Below are 19,351 nucleotides of genomic sequence, written 5' to 3'. Positions count from 1 at the left end.
CTTGGGGCGCGGAGTGACGACCTGGTGGAATCCGGTGCGGACCACACGCCAGCGATGCCTGCCCGCGACTTCGGCCGCCCAGGCGATGCCCGTGCCGCGCTCGAACCAGCCCTTCTTGTCCTTGTGCCGCCAGCTCTCCAGCCACCACAGGCCGAGACCTATACGGAGTACGGCGAGCCATTCCGCGCCGCCGAGCCAGATCGTCTGCATCGGGCCTCCAGAGAACTCATCTGACGATACGTCAGTTCACCGGATCGGGCCGCCGGGCGCAAGGGGCGCGCACCTCCGCCGCACGACGCACCCGCGAGCCGCAGGCGCACGCCGGGGCAGGCCGGACAGGGGCCGAAGCGCGACAAGCGGCGCTTTCACCTCCGCGCCGGACCTCGTGATCAATTCGCAATCGATTCCGGTCTTGACCGAGACCCATCAACAGGGTGGGCGATTACGCTCCGAACCATGCCCAACAGCCCTTCTCGCGCGAGCGGTACCGACGCCGTCGCCCTCACCGACCGTACGGACGACCGGCCCGTGTACGTCATCGGCGGCGGCCCCGGCGGCCTCTCCGCCGCCGCCGCGCTGCGGGCGCGGGGCGTGCGGACGGTGGTCCTGGAGAAATCGGACCGGGTCGGCGCTTCGTGGCGCGGCCACTACGACCGGCTCCACCTGCACACCACGCGCCGGTGGTCGGCCCTGCCGGGGCTGAAGATGCCGCGCCGGTTCGGCCGTTGGGTGTCGCGCGACGACGTGGTGCGGTACCTGGAGAAATACGCCGAGCACCACGAGTTGGAGGTGGTGACGGGCGTCGAGGTGACCCGGATCGACCGGGCGGCAGACGGCACCGGATGGCAGCTCGCCGCGACGGGCGGCCGGGTGCTCAGGGGACGCGCGGTCGTCGTCGCCACCGGCTTCAACCACACCCCGCGCATCCCGGACTGGCCGGGCCGCGAGACGTTCACCGGGCGGTTGCTGCACGCCGCCGAGTACCGCAACCCGACCCCGTACGCGGGTCAGGACGTCCTGGTCGTCGGCATCGGCAACACGGGGGCGGAGATCGCGGCCGACCTGGCGGAGGGCGGCGCGTCCACCGTCCGTATCGCCGTCCGCACGGTCCCGCACATCGTCCGCCGCTCCACCGCCGGCCTGCCCGCCCAGGCGACCGGCATCCTGGTCCGCCGCCTTCCGGTGTGGGTGGTCGACCGGGTGGGCCGCCTGATGAACCGGGTCGCCCTCCCCGACCTGTCCGCCCACGGACTCCCGCGCCCGGACACCGGCCTCTACTCCCGGGTGAAGGAGGGCGCGATCCCGGTCCAGGACGTGGGGCTGATCGACGCGGTCAAGTCCGGCACGGTCCAACCGGTGGCCGCCGTCGACTCGTTCGACGAGGACGCGGTCGTCCTGGCCGACGGCTCCCGCGTCACCCCGCAGGCGGTCATCGCGGCCACCGGTTACGACCGGGCGCTGGAACCCCTGGTCGGCCACCTGGACGTCCTGGACCGGCGGGGCCGCCCGCTCGTGCACGGAGGCCGCAGCCCCAAGCACGCCCGGGGCCTCTACTTCACCGGCTTCACCAACCCGATCAGCGGCATGCTCCGCGAAATGGCCCTGGACGCCGACCGGATCGCCAAGAAGGTGGCCCGCGCACGCTGAGGCAGGTACGGGCGCTCCGGGAGGGCCCGGCGCTCAGCGAGGACCGGGGGCGGCCGGATCGTGGACGGCCGCGATCCGGTGCGCCGCGATCCGGTGCACGGGGACCCGGTGGGCGGGGACGTGGTGATCCGGGACGTCAAAGGCTTTGAAGAACCAGGGAAACAACCCCACCCCACCCCACCCGGCGACGGTGATCACCCTCGGGAGGGGCGTCACTCGGACGGGTGAGCTTCGCCAACTGAGCTGGATTTTGCCCCGGTTGCCAGGCATATGCTCACGCCACCAACCACCCGACATGCGTCGGCCCCCGACCGGGACCACAATCCCGATCGAGGGCCTGACCACCGAGGAAGTTCGGAGCTTCCCGATGGATACTCAGCAGAATAACCCCTACCCGCTCACCCTGGCGGAGGTTTCCGGACCTCTTCCCTCATCCGGTGTCATCCACGTGGTGATCCCCCACACGAGCCGCTTCACGATCGTCGGCAACCACCTCGCCCAGCACAGGACGCTGTCCCTCACGGCGCTGGCCCTCGCCGTGCACATCCAGTCGCTGCCCAGCGGAGCCAAGGTGGGCGTCAAGGCGCTGGCCGCCCGCTTCACCGAGGGCGAGACACGCATCGCCGCCGCTCTGCGCGAGTTGGAGGCCCACGGCTACCTGCGGCGCACCCGTACGCGTGCGGCGTCCGGCCGGATCATCACCCGGACGGTGTTCTGCAACCAGCCGGAGGCGCTTCCCCGGACGCCTTCGCCCGCCAGGCCCGCCGCGCCCGCCGTCGCGGCAGACGGCACGCGGGACGAGGCCCGCCCTGAGGCCGAGGCAGCACCGCCCGCGCCGCCTGGGGCCGCGCCGCCCGAGCCCGAGCCCGCACCCGAGGCCGAGCCTGAGGCCAAGGCCGCACCCGCACCCGCACCCGCACCCGAGGCAGCACCGCCCGCGCCGCCTGAGGCCGAGCCCGCACCCGAGCCCGTACCCCGGAGCGCCCAGCCACCGGCGTCTCGCAGCAGCCGGCCACCGGCAGCCCGTCCCGAGCTACCGCCGCGCGACCGTACGGACCGGCCTTCAGCGGTCGACGCCGCCCAGGCCCCACCGCCGTACCGCGCGCCCGTCCTCGTACCGCCGCCCACCGCGCCCAAGCCTCCGCCGCCGGCGCTCCCCCGGCCCCGAGAACTCACGGCGGACCTGCACCGCGCCGCCGCCGAACTCCTCGCCGACCTGCGCCGCCACGTGCCTCAACTGGTCCTATCCGCACCGGACATCGACCTGCTGGCCCCAGCCGTGGCCGCCTGGTTGGAGCGGGACGTCCACCCCGACACCATCCGTCGAGCCCTCAGCGACGACCTGCCCCAGCCGCTCAAACACCCCGCGAAGCTCCTGCGCCACCGCATCGTCGCCCTGCTCCCGCCGCCCCTCCCCGCTACCGGCGGACCCCTCCCCGTACACCGCGCCCCCGCCGTCCCGTTCCAGACCTGCGACGGATGCGAGCGCGCCTTCCGCGCCACCGGCCCCGGCCACTGCCGCGACTGCCGCACCCGGCTTCCCCAGGTCGCCTGACGAGTTCGAGTCCGTCACGGAGGTCGCGTCGATCTCGCCGGTCCTGTCGGGCTCGCCGGTCCTGTCAGGCTCGTCGATCTCGTCGGTCTCGTCGGTCTCGTCGATCAGCCGCCCTGACCGGCGCTGCCCATCGGGCCGACCTTCACCGAGGAGCCGGAGCCCTCCGTGACGGGCAGCGTGGCGGCGCCCGGCCAGTCGAGGGTGACCGACTTCGTCTCGCCGGGCGGGGTCACGACCAGTCCCGTGACGCGGACGCCGGAGCCGCCGGACGAGTTGAACGGGTAGGTGATGCCGAAGGCGATCGACTTGCCGCTCTCCAGGATGCTCGACCCGGGCTTCTCGTTCGTGCGCGTCGCGGACAGCGGGCCCGCGTCGGTCTTCAGGTCGACACCCGCGAACCCGGAGATCACGCAACCCCGGTCCGAATGGTTCTCGAACTCCACGGCGACCGTGGCTTCCTCGTCGCCGTCGATGGTCCTCTCCATCGCGGTGATCAGCAGATCGTCGGTGCGGCACTTTCCGGCCTTCCCGCTTCCGCTGGAGCCGGTCCCGGCGGTCGCCGTCGTGCCCTTCCCGCCGGAGGTCGACCCGGCGGTGTCCTTCTCGCCGCCCTGGTCCGGACCGCCCGAACCCGAACCGCCGCCCGTGGACGACCCCGTGGCCGACGGGTCGCCCTGCCCGAGGGCGGTGTCGTCGTTCTGGCAGGCCGTGAGCGAAAGGCTCGCGGCGACGGCCAGGGCTGCCGCGAAGGTGAGCTGGTGAACGCGCATGGTTCCTCCTGGGTTCGGTCGGGTGGGCGGGCTGCTGCCCGTACGCATCGATCAATACGAGCGAGCGTTTCCGAATACCAGGACCCACCCGCCCCGGTGGCCGTTCCGCCCGGCTGCCCGCTCATACCGTCCTGTGACAAGCGCGGCCGGACCCGGCCTGCGGGAGAACGCCCGCCGACCAGCCAGGACGACGGCTCCCACCACCGCTCTCCGCCTGTTCACCACCGACGCCCGCTGGGACAGACCCGTAACCCGAAGAATCTTGACTCCGGCCGGTGGGCCGGTGGTATACCCTCCTCAACTACCCTGCCCCCGCCGGGATTACGGGTCAGCCCTTAGGCTGCGCCGATGGAACACATGACCGGCGAGCCCGAACACCCGGACCGCGCTGAGGGCCGGGGCAAGGTGAACGACTACGACAGCTTCGCCGAGGCGTACACGGCGGAGAACGAGAACAGCCTCGTGAACGCGTACTACGCGCGGCCCGCGATGCTGACCCTCGCAGGAGACGTGACAGGCCGTCGGATCCTGGACGCCGGTTGCGGCTCGGGTCCCCTCTCCGCCGCGCTGCGCGACCGCGGCGCGCTCGTCACCGGCATCGACGCCAGCGCCGGAATGCTGGCTCTGGCCAGGCGGCGGCTCGGCGACGACGTGGCGCTGCACGAGGGCGACCTGAGCGACCCCCTGCCGTTCGCCGACGCCGCGTTCGACGACGTGGTCGCCTCGCTGGTGCTGCACTACCTGGAGGACTGGGGGCCGACGCTCGCCGAGTTGCGACGCGTGCTCAGGCCCGGGGGCCGGCTGATCGCGTCGGTGGACCACCCCTTCGTGGCGTACACGATCCAGGATCCTCGGCCCGACTACTTCGCGACCACCAGTTACGCCTTCGACTGGGCGTTCGGCGGACGGTCCGTCCCGATGAAGTTCTGGCGCAAGCCGCTGCATGCGATGACCGACGCCTTCACCGCCGCCGGATTCCGCGTTGCCCGCATCAGCGAGCCGCAGCCCGACGCTGCGGCCCGTGAGTTGTTCCCCGACGGCTTCCACGACCTCTCGACCAAGACCACCTTCCTGTTCTTCGTCGTCGAGGTGCCCTAGACGGGCGCTCGCCTGCCGTGATGTACGCGCTCGCCCGCCTTGACGTCCGGGTGCCTGGCGTCGCCTCCGGCGGTGCCGGGATACTGCGGGCTCAGCCGTTCCGTCGAAAGGACGCACGTGAAGCACCGACTCCCCGCAACCGCCCGACTCGGCCTCGGCGGCGTGGCGCTCCTGCTCGTCCTCGCGGGCCCCGCCCTGCCCGCCGCGGCGCAGCCCGCCGACGCCGTCCGCGCCTCCACCGCGACGACCGCCGACGCGGTCCGCGCCTCGGCCGCGACGACCGTCGAGGAGCAGCGTCTCGATCGGGCCGCTCCTCAGGAGATTCTGCGGCGCAGCGGTTTCGACGCCTTCGCCCCGCGCTTCGAACGTGCGCTGCGGGGCTCCGGCAGCTACGCGCAGGCAGAGCGAGCGGTGACCCGCCACTCTTCGGCGCTGTGGCGGCACGCCGTGGACCGCGCCCAGGGCCGGGGACCTGCCACGGGCGACCTGAGCCGGGGCGATGACCGTCCGCTGTACTGGGCCCGGCTCGCGCTCAGCACCCACCTGCGCGCGTGGCAACCGGCGTTCGAGCTGAACGACGAGCGGCGCCGGGCCCTGCTCACCGTCCTGGAGTCCTCATCGCGCGGCCAGGAGGACATCCGTTACCCGGGCTCTCGGGTGAAACGGGTCCTCGTCACCGGCTTCGATCCGTTCACGCTCGACAGGGACACCCGGATCGGCAACCCCTCGGGCGCGAGCGCGCTCGCCCTGGACGGCACCCTGGTACGGACCGCCGACGGTCCGGCGAGGATCGAGACCGTCGTCTTCCCCGTGCGCTGGACGGACTTCGCCGAGGGTGCCGTCGAGCGGGCGCTGGCCCGGCATATGCCGAACCTGGACCTGTTCACCACCGTCAGCCAGGGCCGCCAGGGCCGGTTCGACGTGGAGCGCACCAACGGCGCCTGGCGCGGCGGCTCCCCCGACAACGAGAACCTGAGGCGCACCGGGACCGTTCCCGTCGCCGACCCCGCCTCGCAGCCCCAGTGGACGTCCACCACCCTCCCGTACCGGCAACTCACCGAGGCGGACACGGGCCGCTTCCCCGTGTACGACAACACCCAGGTGACCGAGATCCCGGCGGGCGGAACCCAGCCGGTGACCAGGCCGGACGGGCCTACCCCGGGCTCGGAGGCGCGAGCCGGAGGCGGCGGCGACTACCTCTCGAACGAGATCGCCTACCGGGCCACCCTGCTGCGCGACCGGCTGGGGCTCAAGAAGCTGCCGGGCGGCCATCTGCACACGCCGGTCCTGCAGTTCGGCACGGACAACACGAACCCGACGACGGGCTCGGTCACCGACCCGGACTTCGAGCGCAACCGCTCGGACATCGTGGGCCAGGTGCGGGCACTGGTGAAGACGGCGGTGAGCGCGGCCGGTTGAGGCGATTCGTGCAGGCGCCGCTGAGGCTGCTGCTGACCTCGGACGGTCTGCTGGAGGCCCGGGGCGCGGACGGCCCACGAGCGGACCGAACCGGCTGCCCCACGGTCCGGAATCGGGATGACCGGGTGCGGAGTGGGTTCTCGAACGCCCGGTGCGTCCCGGCCGGAGCCGTGGGTCATGGACGCGGGCGTGCCGGCTCAGACGGCCTCGGGCCGCTGGATTCCGCGGTCGGTCAGGAACTCTGCCAGCCAGCCGTCGAGCCACACGAAGGCCCTGTCGGTGTCCTCCCCGTCGTTGTAAGAGCTGATGGCGCTGTTCGAGTCGTTCTCCAGGAGCGACTTCCGCATGAGCATGCGCAGCATCGTGCGCCCCGTCACAGCGTCGATCACGGAATCGTCATCCCCGAGCCAGGTCATCAGGGCGAGATCCGCTCGGGGAATCCATTGCTCATTCAAGTAATCGTCGAGAGTCGTACCGGCAGCGAAGTTCCCTCCCGTGTCCAAGTAGATGCGGAGAAACGCGAACCATTCCGCGTACCCCATATCACTGCATGCGGCCTGCAAGTACGGGTCATCGTCACCCTTGTCCATCAGGACGCGAGCGATATCCGATGAGATCCCGTCGTAGAAGTTCCCGCGCATCGCTCGCTCCGCCTCGTACATCGGCACGATGTTGATGGCGATGGAACTCATCAGCCAGTCGTACAACAGATCCTCGTAGACCGATCGGTAGTTCTCCTTGAGCTGGCCCAGCCGATGCAGCAACAGGCCGGCGTCACCGAACTCACCGGTGTTCTGCCACAGGTCCCGCAGGTACCACCAGTACTTTATATCGTCCTCAGCCATCATGAAGAAGGCCTGCTGATCCTCGGGCAGCGCATCGAATTCCTTCCCGAATTCTCCGTCGAACTGCCGTCCGCTCCTCCGCTCCTTCTTGAGTAGGTCGCACAGCCTGTTGCCGTCGAGGAACGTCTGCGACGTGCGTATCTCATCACGCGTCGTCCCGCCGCCGTAGTCAACCGGAGCCTTTTCGTCCGACGTCTGGCAAGCGACGATGTCGACGTCGGACGAGCCCTCGTAGACATCGAGCACGCCCTCACATTCATGACGCCCCTGCATGCACTCGGGGTTGTCCGGGGAGTTGCACAAATGTATCCCGCTAGGCAGCCATTCCTTCTCGCCGCACAAGTCGAAGGGTTCCGGGTTCTCCCCGATCAACTTCCTGACCTGCTTGGACTGATTGCCGTCGAACTGGGTGAAGCGCATGTTCCTCACCGTCGCACCGATCGCGACGGTCTTTGCCCCTTGACCCGCCGCATCCCTGACGGCCATCCTGACGCCCCTGGCCATGTGCAGACTGCTACCCGGCGAGCAGTAGAACCTGACCGTGATTCCAGCAGGGAGGGTGACATCGCCACCGACGGCTTCCCCGTGCCCCAGAACATAACGCCTTGGCATTCTGTCGACCAACCTTTCCCGAAGGGTATGTTGACGTTATTATGGCAAGGTTTTCATCGCGACAGGCGGGCTGATGGGGCATCTGTCAGGGCAAGGTCCATGCCCGCACGCATTTCGCCTCTCGCCGATGAGGGCGGATACTCAAGTCAGGCTCTGCCCGGCCGCACCGACGACGTGACCGCACATGCTCGGTGAAGCGGGTGCAGTCGTTGGTGTTGCACCCGTCAGGACAAGAGAGGGCGGTCGGCCCCGGCCGTCGCAGGCCATGACGACGTATCACGACACCATGGTCCGCCAACGGTGATCATGGGAGGACACCGCCGAAGGGCTGTCCCGCAATTCCTGGTGGATCAGCCCTCACTATTCGACCTCCGCATCTTCCGCCGCTTCTCGCCTTCGGGCGGGGATCGGATTCGGACAAGGTGTCCGGGAGCTGATGGCGCACGGATCCCACGCTCCCTCAGCCAACTGCCCGAGCAGGCATGCTCACCCGACCCGAAGGGTCTCCCTTCCGGCAGTGGATGCGGGCCGCCCCGCGTTGGACGATGACCGCAGCGATCATCCACAAAGGCGTCACAGAGGGAGACAGCGGCCGTGAAGGCTTATCTGATGGGTCACGGAAAAACGCTTGAACACAGCGGTAATTCAACGATGGCCATGATCCCGAAAGGGATGACGTTCATACCGTATGCCGAAGAGGGCGCGGACCTTCCTCAACATCTCGGGCTTTCCATCATCAGCGCCGAGATCTCGACAGGAATCGGCGAGCATCAGGAAAGGACCTTCGTCCCCAACATGCTCTTCGGGTCTCTGGAGACGGTCGAACTGGATCGTCTCGCGCTCGTGAAGCCCGAGCAGATGACCTCCAAACTCTACGTCATCACCGATCAAGAACAGAAAAACCTCGAAGGGATGGAGAAAATCCCGCCGGGCCTGAAGCTTTGCGGCATGCCCTTCTGGTGCGGCAATCCCACAAACCAGGGGATGCATGTTTGCAATGGTGTACTGAGAATCCTTCAGGACGCGGGCGTCACAAAGTTCCAGATGGCTACGTGCCGAGGTCTCGAACTGCCGGAGGAGCGCAACTCGGAATCCGGCGGACCGGCGAACGACGAGACCGCCGACGAACAGGTCGTCCAGAAGAACCTGGAAGGTTCGTCCGACCTCTACGACACCGTGAAGGAGTATTCGAAGAAATTCGGAACCAGCGGATCCGAATTGGGGCAGAAGCAGCTCATGCAGCAGGAGATGCTGCCTCATGCGACGGCTGCGATGCTGGAGGCATCGGAATATCTCACAGCACAGCAGGAGGAATTCTATGGACAGTTCACTCCGGAGGGGCTGGCAGAGTTCACATCGGCACTCGCGGGAATGAAGGAAGCATGTCCCGCAGATTTCCTTTCCTGCTCGGCCGATCCGGAATGGTGGGAGCTCTTCTGGGGTTGGCTGCACTACCAGGAGAAAGGCGACCAGTGGAGTGCACTACTGAACTGCTTCAGCCGGCTCCAGGATGCTGCCGCCGATCCACCGCAGTCTCTGTTGGAGCTGACGGCGTCCACCCTCGACCTCGATGACCTGGCCTCGTACTGGACGGCCTGGGGGCTGAATTCCGCAGTCGACGTCGTCGAGTTGATCGAACGGTGTGACAGAGTTCGGTATTATGACGCGAAACTCCGCATGCTGATCGACCTGGGCCCCCGGCACGAGAGCCCAGATCATTGGAATTCCCTGATTTCCGAACTGGACGGAGACACGGACTTCAGGTGGGAAGTTCAGGTCTCACTGGACACGATCGACGAGCATCACCTCCCCGAACTCCAGAACGTACTGATGCAGACCCACCAGAGCGTCACGCGTCATGCGTCATCCAGAATTTCCGAGTACCTGGACGCAGAATTTGCGGTGTTCCGCCATGCCATCGGTCTGTGATGCCCACGTCCGACGCCTGGGCGAGTGATCGGTGCGGGAGTGCGGACCGTGCGGGTGAACCGTCGTCAACCACGGAGTCGCGGCGGTCGAGGACCGAGCAGTCGCCGCCACGTCTCGCCCGCACGGCCCGAGCGCCCCGCCTCGCAGGACCCGGCGAGTGACGCGGCGAAGCCGCGCAGTCACTGCTGGTGCGGAAACGCATCGGGTATCCGCCCCCGCCGACGTTCTGACAGAGCAACGAAAAGGCCGCGACACTAACGCCGCAGCTGCGCAGGGATAACGCCAGGTAAATCACCCGCCCTTGATTCTCCTTTGTAGGGCATTTTGCCCGCCCAGGGCCCGTGGCCGGAGAAATGCGGTGTACGTTTTTCATTACCGCAAGGCACGAGAACGAAGAGCCTCACCAGCAATTCGAAGCCGAACACCACGGCTTTCTCACGCCAACGGCAAGAGGCGCAACCACAACCTGGTTGGCTTTCACTCACCAGAGGAGAATCCTGATGTCCCGGATCGCCCGCATCGCCGTCGTCGCAGCCACCACCGTCACCCTCATGGGCGGCGTGGCAGGCATAGCCGCCGCGGACACCGGCACCCCGGCCCCCCAGACCCCGCCGGCCGCCACCGCCCCGGCCGGGTCGCAGTCCGCCAGCGCCACGTACCACCTCTACGTCACGGTCTACAACGACAGCAACACGGACATGAAGCTCGTGTCGGCCGATCACAACGACTCCGCGTCCTGGGGCCAGCGCGCCGTCGACCTGCCGGCCCACACGTCCGAGAAGGTCGACGTGTCGAGCTGGATGTACGGCGCGGAAGCCGATCTCACGTACGCCGACCCGAGCGGCGGCCACGTCGTCATGAAGGCGTTCGACAACTGGTCGGGGTCCAACAACACCGACGGCACGACGTCCCACAGCCAGATCGTGAACGTCAACGGCTCCATCGGCAGTGGCACCGGCCACGTGAACGCCGAATTCCACATCACGAACCGATAGAGCCGAGAGAATCGGCAGAGTCGACAGCGCGGAGTGGACAGAGCAGAGTCGACAGAGCTGCACCGCACTCAGGTGTGACTTCGGGGAGTTCCCGGAAAGGCCGGTGGTTCGCCACCGGCCTTTCCGGGTGCTCGTCGTTCCTCCGAGGAAGGGACATGCCCACCGCCCGCGCTGTGCGATGGTGGAGGGGTGACGCTGGACGACCTCGTCCGGCTCCGCCGGACCCGTGACCTGATCGACCGCGAGTACGCGAAGCCGCTCGACGTTCCGGCGCTCGCGCGGGCCGCCCTGATGTCCCCCGGCCACTTCTCCCGCAGCTTCCGCGCCGCTTTCGGCGAGACCCCGTACAGCTATCTCATGACCCGCCGCATCGAGCGGGCCAAGGCACTGCTGCGGCGGGGCGACCTGTCGGTGACGGAGGTCTGCTTCGCGGTCGGCTGTACGTCACTGGGCTCGTTCAGCTCACGCTTCACCGAGCTGGTCGGCGAGAGCCCGAGCGCCTACCGGGCCCGCCGCCACGACGACGGAGCCGCCATCCCCGCCTGCATCGCCAAGATCCACACGCGACCGGTCAGGAATGGAGAAGCGAAAGCGGACCCCCGGCCGTAGCGTGAAACGCATGGACATCAACCTTTCGCAGTGCTTCATCGCCGTCGACGACCACGACAAGGCCCTCGCCTTCTACCGGGACATCCTCGGCCTGGAGGTACGCAACGACGTCGGTTTCGAGGGAATGCGCTGGGTGACCGTGGGGTCACCGTCCCAGCCCGACGTGGACATCGTCCTCGAACCGCCCCTCGCCAACCCGAACGCCTCGGCGGCCGACAAGGACGCCATGGCCGAACTCCTCGCCAAGGGCCTCCTGCGCGGCGTGATCTTCCGCTCCGACGACGTGGACGCCACGTTCGAGCGGATCAGCGCGGCGGGCGGCGAGGTGCTTCAGGAGCCGATCGACCAGCCGTACGGCGTCCGCGACTGCGCTTTCCGCGATCCTTCGGGCAACATGCTGCGCTTCAGTCAGCCCCGCGAGCGGTAGCCCCCGCTCCGGCGGACCCGGCGTTACGCTGCCGACGACGAGGAACCGGCGGGCGCCGCGCGCGGCAGCGGGTCCAGCCGACCACCGAGACCGGCCGCGGCCCGCGACGGCGGCGCCCAGCAGGTGCGGCAAGCAGGTGCGGCCGGCAGCTGCGGCTCGCAGTGACAGTGCCCGCAGTGACAGTGATGGAGAGACGACGAGCATGGCTCCGAGAACACACGCCCCGAAGCCGCCCGAGCCGCACGCCGCGGACAGCCACGACCTGATCCGGGTGCACGGTGCGCGGGAGAACAACCTGAAGGACGTCAGCATCGAGCTGCCGAAACGCCGCCTGACGGTGTTCACCGGCGTCTCCGGCTCAGGCAAGAGCTCCCTGGTCTTCAGCACCATCGCCGCCGAGTCCCAGCGGCTGATCAACGAGACGTACAGCTCGTTCGTCCAGGGCTTCATGCCCACGCAGGCCCGGCCCGAGGTGGACGTGCTCGACGGGCTGACCACCGCGATCATCGTCGACCAGCAGCGGATGGGCTCCTACCCCCGCTCCACGGTCGGCACGGCCACCGACGCCAACGCGATGCTCCGCATCCTCTTCAGCCGGCTCGGCAAGCCGTACGTCGGACCGCCTGGCGCGTTCGCCTTCAACGTCCCCTCGGTTAAGGCCAGCGGCGCGATCACCGTCGAGCGCGGCAACAAGAAAGCGGTCCAGGCGACCTACAGCCGCACCGGCGGCATGTGCACCCGGTGCGAGGGCCGCGGCACGGTCTCCGACATCGACCTCACCCAGCTCTACGACGACTCCAAGTCGATCGCCGAAGGCGCGTTCACCATCCCCGGCTGGAAGTCGGACAGCTGGTGGACGGTCCGGACCTACGCGGAGTCCGGCTTCCTCGACCCGGACAAGCCGATCGCCGAGTACACCAAGAAGGAGATGCGGGACTTCCTCCACCGGGAGCCGACCAAGGTCAAGGTCGAGGGAGTGAACCTGACCTTCGAAGGGCTGATCCCCAAGATCCAGAAGTCCTTCCTCTCCAAGGACCGGGAGGCGATGCAACCGCACATCCGCGAGTTCGTGGACCGGGCCGTCACCTTCACCACCTGCCCCGAGTGCGACGGAACACGGCTCAGCGAGGGAGCCCGCTCCTCGAAGATCAAGCGGATCTCCATCGCCGACGCCTGCGCGATGGAGATCCGGGACCTCGCGGAATGGGTCCGCGGCCTGGACGAACCCTCCGTGGCCCCGCTCCTCGAAGCGCTTCAACAGACGCTCGACTCGTTCGTCGAGATCGGGCTCGGCTACCTGGCGCTCGACCGGGCCTCCGGCACGCTGTCCGGCGGCGAGGCGCAGCGCGTGAAGATGATCCGCCACCTCGGCTCCTCGCTCACCGACGTCACGTACGTCTTCGACGAGCCGACCATCGGCCTGCACCCGCACGACATCCAGCGGATGAACGAGCTGCTGCTGCGCCTGCGCGACAAGGGCAACACCGTGCTCGTCGTGGAGCACAAGCCGGAGACGATCGCGATCGCCGACCACGTCGTCGACCTCGGCCCCGGCGCGGGCGCGGCGGGCGGCACCGTCTGCTTCGAAGGCGCCCTGGAGGACCTGCGGGCCTCCGACACCGTCACCGGCCGCCACCTCGACGACCGGGCCGCCGTCAAGGAGCAGGTCCGCGAGCCCACCGGCGCCCTGGAGATCCGGGGCGCGACGGCGCACAACCTGCGCGAGGTGGACGTGGACATCCCGCTCGGCGTGCTCACCGTCGTCACCGGGGTCGCCGGATCGGGGAAGAGTTCGCTCGTGCACGGGTCGATCCCGGCGGGCGAGGGCGTGGTCTCCGTCGACCAGAGCCCGATCCGCGGCTCGCGCCGCAGCAACCCGGCGACGTACACCGGGCTGCTCGACCCGATCCGCAAAGCCTTCGCGAAGGTCAACGGCGTGAAGCCCGCACTCTTCAGCGCCAACTCCGAGGGCGCCTGCCCCACCTGCAACGGGGCGGGCGTCGTCTTCACCGACCTCGGCATGATGGCGGGCGTCTCCAGCCCGTGCGAGGACTGCGAGGGCAAGCGGTTCCAGCCGGCGGTGCTGGAGTACCACCTGGGTGGCCGGGACATCAGCGAAGTACTCGCGATGTCGGTGACCGAGGCGGAGGAGTTCTTCGGCACGGGCGAGGCGCGGACCCCGGCCGCGCACAAGATCCTGGAACGGCTCGTGGACGTCGGGCTCGGCTACCTCAGCCTCGGCCAGCCGCTCACCACGCTGTCGGGCGGCGAACGGCAGCGGCTCAAGCTGGCGACCCACATGGGCGACAAGGGCGGCGTCTACGTCCTCGACGAGCCGACGACCGGCCTGCACCTCGCGGACGTCGAGCAGCTTCTCGGCCTGCTCGACCGGCTCGTGGACTCCGGAAAGTCGGTGATCGTGGTCGAGCACCACCAGGCGGTCATGGCGCACGCGGACTGGATCATCGACCTCGGCCCGGGTGCCGGCCACGACGGCGGCACGATCGTCTTCGAGGGCACCCCTGCCGACCTGGTGGCCGCCCGCTCCACCCTCACGGGCGAACACCTGGCGGCCTACGTCGGAGCCTGAGCGCAACCTGAACCGCGGGCCCGCCCTGTCACGTGGTCACGTGTGACGGGGCGGGCTCAGACGGACCGGGCTCAGACGGACAGCGACCCGTCCTTGACGGCTTCCACGAACGACGTCCAGCCGGCGACGGGGACGAGCAGGGCGGGCCCACCGGGCACCTTGGAGTCGCGGACGGGGACGGCGGTGGGGTGGTGGTCCTGGACCTCCAGGCAGCTGTTCGAATCGCTTCCGCTGAAGGTGGACTTACGCCAGCCGCTGAGCGAGGACTTCGTGGGGTTGGTGTGCTCAGCCATGTTCTCTGTAGCCCTTCGCCGTCGCTTTCAGCAGTGCCAACGACTCCTTCAGTGGCATTGCGTCGCTCAAGGCAAGATCGTAGCGGCCCTGGAGCACAGCGACCACGGACGGTGAATCGTGCAGCTTCCCCGTGCGCGCTCCCTCGCTATACGCGATCGGAGGCTGATCCTCGAACCACATCAGCGTCAACATGCTGTCCAGCAGGGGGTGATATCCGACCGAGATAGGGAGCACGTGGGTGCGGATGCGTCCGACTTCGGTCAGAGCGATCATGTGTTCAAGTTGCTCGGCCATGACGTCCGCACCGCCGACCGGGCGTCGCAGCGCCATCTCGTCGAGAAGGACCCAGACCACGGGTGACGTCGGATTCTGGAGGATCCGCGCACGCCCCAGTCGTGCGACGAGCGCCTTGTCACACTCGGCCGGACTCGGCGGCGGGAACGCGTTACCGAGTACGCAACGCGCGTACGCCTCCGTCTGAAGGATTCCCGGAAAGAAGGACAGCGCGAATTCGCGGATCATGGTGGCTTGTTGCTCAAGGTGTTCCGCCGGCGCGAAATAATCGGCGAGGACGTCGTCGTCCGTTTCGGGCCTGAAGCTGCTGAGCACGTCTCCGGTGTTCAGCGCCTTGTCCAACCGCCGGGCGTCCTCGCTGCTCGGCACCCGCCGCCCGCCCTCGATATGCGAGATGTGCGACCGGGTCATGATCGCCATGTCCGCCAGTTCCTGCTGCGTCAGCCCCGCCGCTTCGCGCTGAGCCTTCAACCATTCGCCATAGGTATTACGCAAGGTCAACTCCCGTGTGACGGAGAGGGTGTCACCGCGAACCCCTGGCGAGCCTAGCCGCGCCGGTTCCATTCTGTGAGTGGATCGCTACGCAGCGAATAATTCACCCCCACCTGCACGGAGCTGACACTTTCATGACCGAACAATCCCTGAACGCCGCACGGTTGCTTCCCTGGGACGGGCGGGAGGGCCAACCCTGTTACGTCGTCGGCGACGGCACCGGCCGCGTCTCGCGTGCCGCCGACACCGTGGAGGCCGTCCAACTCGGCATGGCCCTCGACCTCATCGACCACGCGGAGGACATGCTCGACGACGACCGCTGCACCGAGGTCCAGTTCCGCCACGTCACGACGGCCCTGACCCAGTCGCTGCGCGAGGTCCACCGCGTCGCCCGCAGCCGGGGCCTCCGGCTGGGCGTCCCCGACCGGTCCGAGGTGGAGCATCCCACCGGCCCCGGGCTCGTACGCCTGCGGCCCTGACCCGGGTCGGCCGTGGCATCCGCCAACGCGACCGCGCCGCCGCACAGGGCGTGCGACGGCGCGGGTGGATCGGGCCGGGCCCGGCCGTTGCCCTACGCGGCCCAGGTCCCCCGGGCCGCGACGCGGTGCGCCCACGGCTCCAGTTCGGCGGGCTCGCGGCCCAGTACCCGGCGTACGTCCTCGGTCACCTCGGCCAGATGACCCGCCCGGATCATATCGAACAAAGATCCGATCTCGTCGGCGGCGGCCTCCGGCCAGCCCTCGGCGAGAAGTTCGGCGCGGTAGGCGGCGGGCGTCAGCTCCTCGTAGCGGATGGGGCGGCCGGCGGCCTCGGCGATCGTCCGTGTGGCCTCGGCGAAGGTGAGACCGCGCGGGCCCGAGAGCACGTAGGCGCGGCCCGCGTGGCCGGGCTCGGTGAGTACCGCCGCCGCGACCGCCGCCACGTCGTCGGCGTCGATGAACGGCTCCGGCACGTCTCCGATAGGCAGGCCGAGGCGGCCCGCCCGCAGCGGGGCCAGCCACAGGTCCTCGTCGAAGTTCTGGAAGAAGTTGTTCGCCCGCAGGAAAGTCCACTCGGCCCCGGATGCACGGACCGCCTCTTCGGCGGCGGCCATGCCCAGGCCGAAGGCGCCGCCGTCCGCCTTCTCCATGCCGTGGCCGGAGAGCACCACGAAACGGTGCGCGCCCCATGCCGTGGCCTGCCGCACGAACTCCCCTACGGGCGCGGGGTCTTCGGGGGCGACCAGGTAGACCGCCCCGGCCCCGGCGAGCGCCGGCTCCCAGGTGTCGGGCACGGTCCAGTCGAAGGTCACCTCACCGGAGCGGGAGGCGGCCCGGACGTGGACGCCGCCCTTGTCGCGCAGACGGGCGACCAGCCGGCGGCCGGTCTTGCCGGTGGCTCCGAGGACGAGGATGTCGGACGAGGTGCGGTGCGTGCTCTGCGGTGTCGTGCCGTGCGTGCTCTGCGATGTCATGGGGCAAGTCCATCGCGGCCCCGCCGCCGGAGCCATGGGCGTCCGTACGCCGCGCATAGGTGATCGTCCGGTACGCCGTGCGGGTTCCGGTACACCCCGCAGGTTCTGCCTATCGTTGGCGTCATGGACGTGTTCGACGAGCTGTTGCGGGGCGTGCGGGGCAAGGGTGCGGTGTTCGGGCGTTCGGTGCTGTGGCCGCCCTGGTCGCTGCGCTTCACCGACGGGGCCTACCTGACCCTGATCCTGCCGCTGCGCGGCGCGGGGTGGATCGTGCCCGAGGCCGGGGAGCCCCGGCACGTGGAGGTCGGGGAGGGCGCGATCGTCCGGGGGCCCGCGCCGTTCTCGTTCACCGACGACCCGGCGAACGCTACGGGGACGGCCACCGGCGTACGGGAGGTGCACTGGGGCGAGGAGGGGCCGGACGCCGCCGACCGGGATCTCGAATTCGGCGGCCCCACCGTGCTGCTCGCCGCCGCCTACGACGTACGGGCGCAGGTTCCGCAGCGGCTGCTGCGCGCCCTGCCGCCCGTCCTGGTGGTGCCCGACGAACCCGACGGCGCGGCGCTGCGCGACTACCTGGAGGGCCAGATCGGCGGTAGTCGGCCGGGGCACCAGATCGTGCTCGACCGGCTGCTGGACTGGCTGCTGGTGTGCACGCTGCGGGACTGGTTCGACCGGCCCGAGGCCGAGCCGCCGGGCTGGTACGGCGCGCTCGGCGACGAGGTGGCGGGCCCGGCGCTGCGCGCGATCCACGAGGATCCGGCGCACCCCTGGACGACGGCGGAGCTGGCGGCGCGGGCGGGGGTGTCGAGGACGACTCTGGCGAAGCGGTTCACGGAGCTGGTCGGCGACGGGCCGGTGGCCTATCTCACCGAGTGGCGGATGACGCTCGCCGCCGACCTGCTGAGCCGTACCGAGCTGACGGTGGCGGCGGTGGCCCGGCGGGTCGGCTACGCGGACGCGTTCGGCTTCAGCGCGGCGTTCAAACGCCTGCGGGGCACGAGCCCCAGCGCGTACCGGCGGGAGGCGGCGACCGCCCCGGAGCCGGACCGGGCGGCTCCGGCGGGCTGATGCCTGGGCGACACGGCGGGCTGAGGCCGGGCGAACCCCCTGGGCCGCTGGGCACGGGGCGAGGCGGCCCGCACGCCCGCCCCGCCCCGTACGCGGTCAGGCGACGGTACGCGGTCCGGCGTCCCGCAAGCCGTCACGCCCAGGCGCCCTTCGCCGCCGCGTCGCGGACGAAGTCGCTGAAGTCGCGCGGCGCGCGGCCGAGCGCCCGGCGGACGCCGTCCTTCAGCGGGGCCTCCCGGCTCGTGCGGATCGGTTCCAGCGCCTCCGTCCAGACTGCGGCCTCCTCCTCGGAGATCCCCTGCGCCACGAGCTCGGCCCGGTAGGCGGACGGCTCGACCGGGACATAGGCGGCGCGTACTCCGGTCGCCTTCGCGATCTCGTCGAGCACGTCGGCGATGCCCAGCGCGCGGCGGCCGGACAGCTCGTACACCTCGCCGTCGTGGCCGTCCTCGGTGAGGGCCGCGACGGCGACCGCCGCGATGTCCTCGGCGTCGATGAACGCGGCGGTCCCGTCCGAGGTGGGCAGGGCCAGTTCACCGGCGCGCACGCCGTCGAGGAAGACGCCCTCGCTGAAGTTCTGGGCGAACCAGCCGGGCCGCAGGATCGTCCAGGCGACGCCGGAGGACCGGACGGCCGCCTCGCTCTCCCGGTGCTGGGCGCCGACGGCGTCGGCGAAGTAGCCGGGCACGTCGGCGCCCCGGGCCGAGAGCAGCACCAGCTTCCGCACGCCGCTCGCGACGGCCTGCTCGACGAAGGCGGGGGTCGGGGAGGGTGATTCCTCGGGGCCGACGATGTAGACGGCGTCGGCTCCGTCGAGGGCCGGCTGCCAGGTGGCCGGGGCCGACCAGTCGAAGGGCGTGTCGCCGGAACGGGAGGCCACGCGCGCCTCCACGCCCAGCTCGCGGAGGCGGGCGACGACCCGGCGGCCGGTCTTGCCGGTGCCGCCGAGGACCAGGACGGTGCCCGGGGCGTTCGTCGTGTGGGTGCGGGTGGTGTCGGTGTGTGTCATACGTCGAGCTTCGCGGGGCGGGCCGCCGTCGGCCATGGGTGATCGTCCGGCAGGGATGTCCGCGCGTCCGGGGCCGTCGTGCGGCCCGTCCGGAGCCGCCGTGCGGCGGTTGTCCGGCCCGGACGGGCGACCCCGGACCGGGCGACGCCGGACCGGCCCCGCGCCCCGGTCCCGTACCCCGTGGCGCCACCCCGCTCCCGGGCACACGGACGAGGCCCGGATCCAGGGGATCCGGGCCTCGT

Annotated in this window: 17 protein-coding genes and 1 pseudogene; 11 read left to right on the top strand and 7 right to left on the bottom strand. The window is 69.7% G+C overall.

The window, feature by feature from the left end; all coding sequences use genetic code 11:
• A pseudogene (locus EES43_RS31415) lies at positions 1–210 on the bottom strand (DoxX family protein); the annotation flags it as partial.
• Positions 211–456: 246 nt separating this feature from the next.
• Here EES43_RS31415 and EES43_RS16980 point away from each other — a divergent pair.
• Positions 457–1,647 carry a flavin-containing monooxygenase gene (locus tag EES43_RS16980; RefSeq protein WP_124269498.1) on the top strand — a complete coding sequence of 397 codons (1,191 nt, stop codon included), beginning with the start codon at positions 457–459 and terminating at the stop codon, positions 1,645–1,647.
• Positions 1,648–2,014: 367 nt separating this feature from the next.
• The gene (locus EES43_RS16975; RefSeq protein WP_124269497.1) at positions 2,015–3,202 is read left to right on the top strand and encodes a hypothetical protein; all 1,188 of its coding nucleotides are present in this window, start codon (positions 2,015–2,017) and stop codon (positions 3,200–3,202) included.
• 104 nt (positions 3,203–3,306) lie between these two features.
• Here EES43_RS16975 and EES43_RS16970 read toward each other — a convergent pair whose 3' ends face one another.
• Complete coding sequence (locus EES43_RS16970; RefSeq protein WP_124269496.1) at positions 3,307–3,972, bottom strand: DUF4232 domain-containing protein; 666 nt, start codon at positions 3,970–3,972, stop codon at positions 3,307–3,309.
• A 348-nt stretch (positions 3,973–4,320) separates the two neighbouring features.
• Here EES43_RS16970 and EES43_RS16965 point away from each other — a divergent pair, with 348 nt between their 5' ends.
• Together EES43_RS16965 and EES43_RS16960 are read left to right on the top strand one after the other, a co-directional pair.
• Complete coding sequence (locus tag EES43_RS16965) at positions 4,321–5,070, top strand: class I SAM-dependent methyltransferase (protein WP_124269495.1); 750 nt, start codon at positions 4,321–4,323, stop codon at positions 5,068–5,070.
• 117 nt (positions 5,071–5,187) lie between these two features.
• Entirely contained in the window at positions 5,188–6,489 is a 1,302-nt protein-coding gene (locus EES43_RS16960; protein WP_124269494.1) for a pyroglutamyl-peptidase I, read from the top strand.
• Positions 6,490–6,686: 197 nt separating this feature from the next.
• Here EES43_RS16960 and EES43_RS16955 read toward each other — a convergent pair whose 3' ends face one another.
• Positions 6,687–7,958, bottom strand: a complete 1,272-nt coding sequence (locus EES43_RS16955) for a putative adhesin (RefSeq protein WP_124269493.1) — start codon at positions 7,956–7,958, stop codon at positions 6,687–6,689.
• Between the two features lie 582 nt (positions 7,959–8,540).
• Here EES43_RS16955 and EES43_RS16950 point away from each other — a divergent pair.
• From EES43_RS16950 to EES43_RS16925, 5 genes are all read left to right on the top strand, one after another.
• Positions 8,541–9,875, top strand: a complete 1,335-nt coding sequence (locus tag EES43_RS16950) for a hypothetical protein (RefSeq protein ID WP_124269492.1) — start codon at positions 8,541–8,543, stop codon at positions 9,873–9,875.
• Positions 9,876–10,375: 500 nt separating this feature from the next.
• A complete protein-coding gene (locus EES43_RS30660; RefSeq protein ID WP_164493187.1) occupies positions 10,376–10,870 on the top strand; it encodes a hypothetical protein in 495 nt (164 codons plus the stop codon).
• Positions 10,871–11,059: 189 nt separating this feature from the next.
• Positions 11,060–11,479: a helix-turn-helix transcriptional regulator gene (locus EES43_RS16935; protein WP_124269490.1), complete on the top strand. Its 420-nt coding sequence runs from the start codon at positions 11,060–11,062 to the stop codon at positions 11,477–11,479.
• A gap of 10 nt (positions 11,480–11,489) precedes the next feature.
• A complete protein-coding gene (locus EES43_RS16930) occupies positions 11,490–11,906 on the top strand; it encodes a VOC family protein (RefSeq protein WP_206430070.1) in 417 nt (138 codons plus the stop codon).
• A gap of 202 nt (positions 11,907–12,108) precedes the next feature.
• Positions 12,109–14,496 (top strand): ATP-binding cassette domain-containing protein, encoded by a 2,388-nt coding sequence (locus EES43_RS16925; protein WP_124269488.1) that lies wholly within the window; start codon positions 12,109–12,111, stop codon positions 14,494–14,496.
• A gap of 71 nt (positions 14,497–14,567) precedes the next feature.
• Here EES43_RS16925 and EES43_RS16920 read toward each other — a convergent pair whose 3' ends face one another.
• A complete protein-coding gene (locus tag EES43_RS16920) occupies positions 14,568–14,789 on the bottom strand; it encodes a DUF397 domain-containing protein (RefSeq protein ID WP_124269487.1) in 222 nt (73 codons plus the stop codon).
• Positions 14,782–15,579, bottom strand: a complete 798-nt coding sequence (locus tag EES43_RS16915; protein WP_124269486.1) for a helix-turn-helix domain-containing protein — start codon at positions 15,577–15,579, stop codon at positions 14,782–14,784. The genes EES43_RS16920 and EES43_RS16915 overlap by 8 nt, the downstream gene beginning before the upstream one ends.
• 131 nt (positions 15,580–15,710) lie before the next feature.
• Between EES43_RS16915 and EES43_RS16910 the strand changes: the two genes are divergently transcribed.
• Positions 15,711–16,055 carry a hypothetical protein gene (locus EES43_RS16910; protein WP_124269485.1) on the top strand — a complete coding sequence of 115 codons (345 nt, stop codon included), beginning with the start codon at positions 15,711–15,713 and terminating at the stop codon, positions 16,053–16,055.
• A 92-nt stretch (positions 16,056–16,147) separates the two neighbouring features.
• On the opposite strand, the gene EES43_RS16905 is transcribed toward EES43_RS16910, so the two are convergent.
• The gene (locus EES43_RS16905; protein ID WP_124269484.1) at positions 16,148–17,029 is read right to left on the bottom strand and encodes an NAD(P)H-binding protein; all 882 of its coding nucleotides are present in this window, start codon (positions 17,027–17,029) and stop codon (positions 16,148–16,150) included.
• 123 nt (positions 17,030–17,152) lie between these two features.
• Here EES43_RS16905 and EES43_RS16900 point away from each other — a divergent pair, with 123 nt between their 5' ends.
• Positions 17,153–18,100: an AraC family transcriptional regulator gene (locus EES43_RS16900; RefSeq protein ID WP_124269483.1), complete on the top strand. Its 948-nt coding sequence runs from the start codon at positions 17,153–17,155 to the stop codon at positions 18,098–18,100.
• A gap of 133 nt (positions 18,101–18,233) precedes the next feature.
• On the opposite strand, the gene EES43_RS16895 is transcribed toward EES43_RS16900, so the two are convergent.
• On the bottom strand, positions 18,234–19,109 hold the full coding sequence (locus tag EES43_RS16895; protein ID WP_124269482.1) for an NAD(P)H-binding protein: 876 nt from the start codon (positions 19,107–19,109) through the stop codon (positions 18,234–18,236).
• Positions 19,110–19,351 lie beyond the last annotated feature (242 nt).

It is taken from the genome of Streptomyces sp. ADI96-02 (assembly GCF_003846185.1).
Classification (GTDB): domain Bacteria; phylum Actinomycetota; class Actinomycetes; order Streptomycetales; family Streptomycetaceae; genus Streptomyces.
Note: the sequence above shows the minus strand (reverse complement) of the source record. Positions and strands in the feature narration are given on the sequence as shown.

Bases quoted from the DNA above. Each gene is read 5' to 3' on its own strand.
- EES43_RS16925 (WP_124269488.1), top strand. From the start codon at position 12,109: ATGGCTCCGAGAACACACGCCCCGAAGCCGCCCGAGCCGCACGCCGCG.
- EES43_RS16980 (WP_124269498.1), top strand. From the start codon at position 457: ATGCCCAACAGCCCTTCTCGCGCGAGCGGTACCGACGCCGTCGCCCTC.
- EES43_RS16900 (WP_124269483.1), top strand. From the start codon at position 17,153: ATGGACGTGTTCGACGAGCTGTTGCGGGGCGTGCGGGGCAAGGGTGCG.
- EES43_RS16905 (WP_124269484.1), bottom strand. From the start codon at position 17,029: ATGACATCGCAGAGCACGCACGGCACGACACCGCAGAGCACGCACCGC.
- EES43_RS16910 (WP_124269485.1), top strand. From the start codon at position 15,711: ATGACCGAACAATCCCTGAACGCCGCACGGTTGCTTCCCTGGGACGGG.
- EES43_RS16970 (WP_124269496.1), bottom strand. From the start codon at position 3,972: ATGCGCGTTCACCAGCTCACCTTCGCGGCAGCCCTGGCCGTCGCCGCG.
- EES43_RS16920 (WP_124269487.1), bottom strand. From the start codon at position 14,789: ATGGCTGAGCACACCAACCCCACGAAGTCCTCGCTCAGCGGCTGGCGT.
- EES43_RS16895 (WP_124269482.1), bottom strand. From the start codon at position 19,109: ATGACACACACCGACACCACCCGCACCCACACGACGAACGCCCCGGGC.
- EES43_RS16975 (WP_124269497.1), top strand. From the start codon at position 2,015: ATGGATACTCAGCAGAATAACCCCTACCCGCTCACCCTGGCGGAGGTT.
- EES43_RS16965 (WP_124269495.1), top strand. From the start codon at position 4,321: ATGGAACACATGACCGGCGAGCCCGAACACCCGGACCGCGCTGAGGGC.
- EES43_RS16930 (WP_206430070.1), top strand. From the start codon at position 11,490: ATGGACATCAACCTTTCGCAGTGCTTCATCGCCGTCGACGACCACGAC.
- EES43_RS30660 (WP_164493187.1), top strand. From the start codon at position 10,376: ATGTCCCGGATCGCCCGCATCGCCGTCGTCGCAGCCACCACCGTCACC.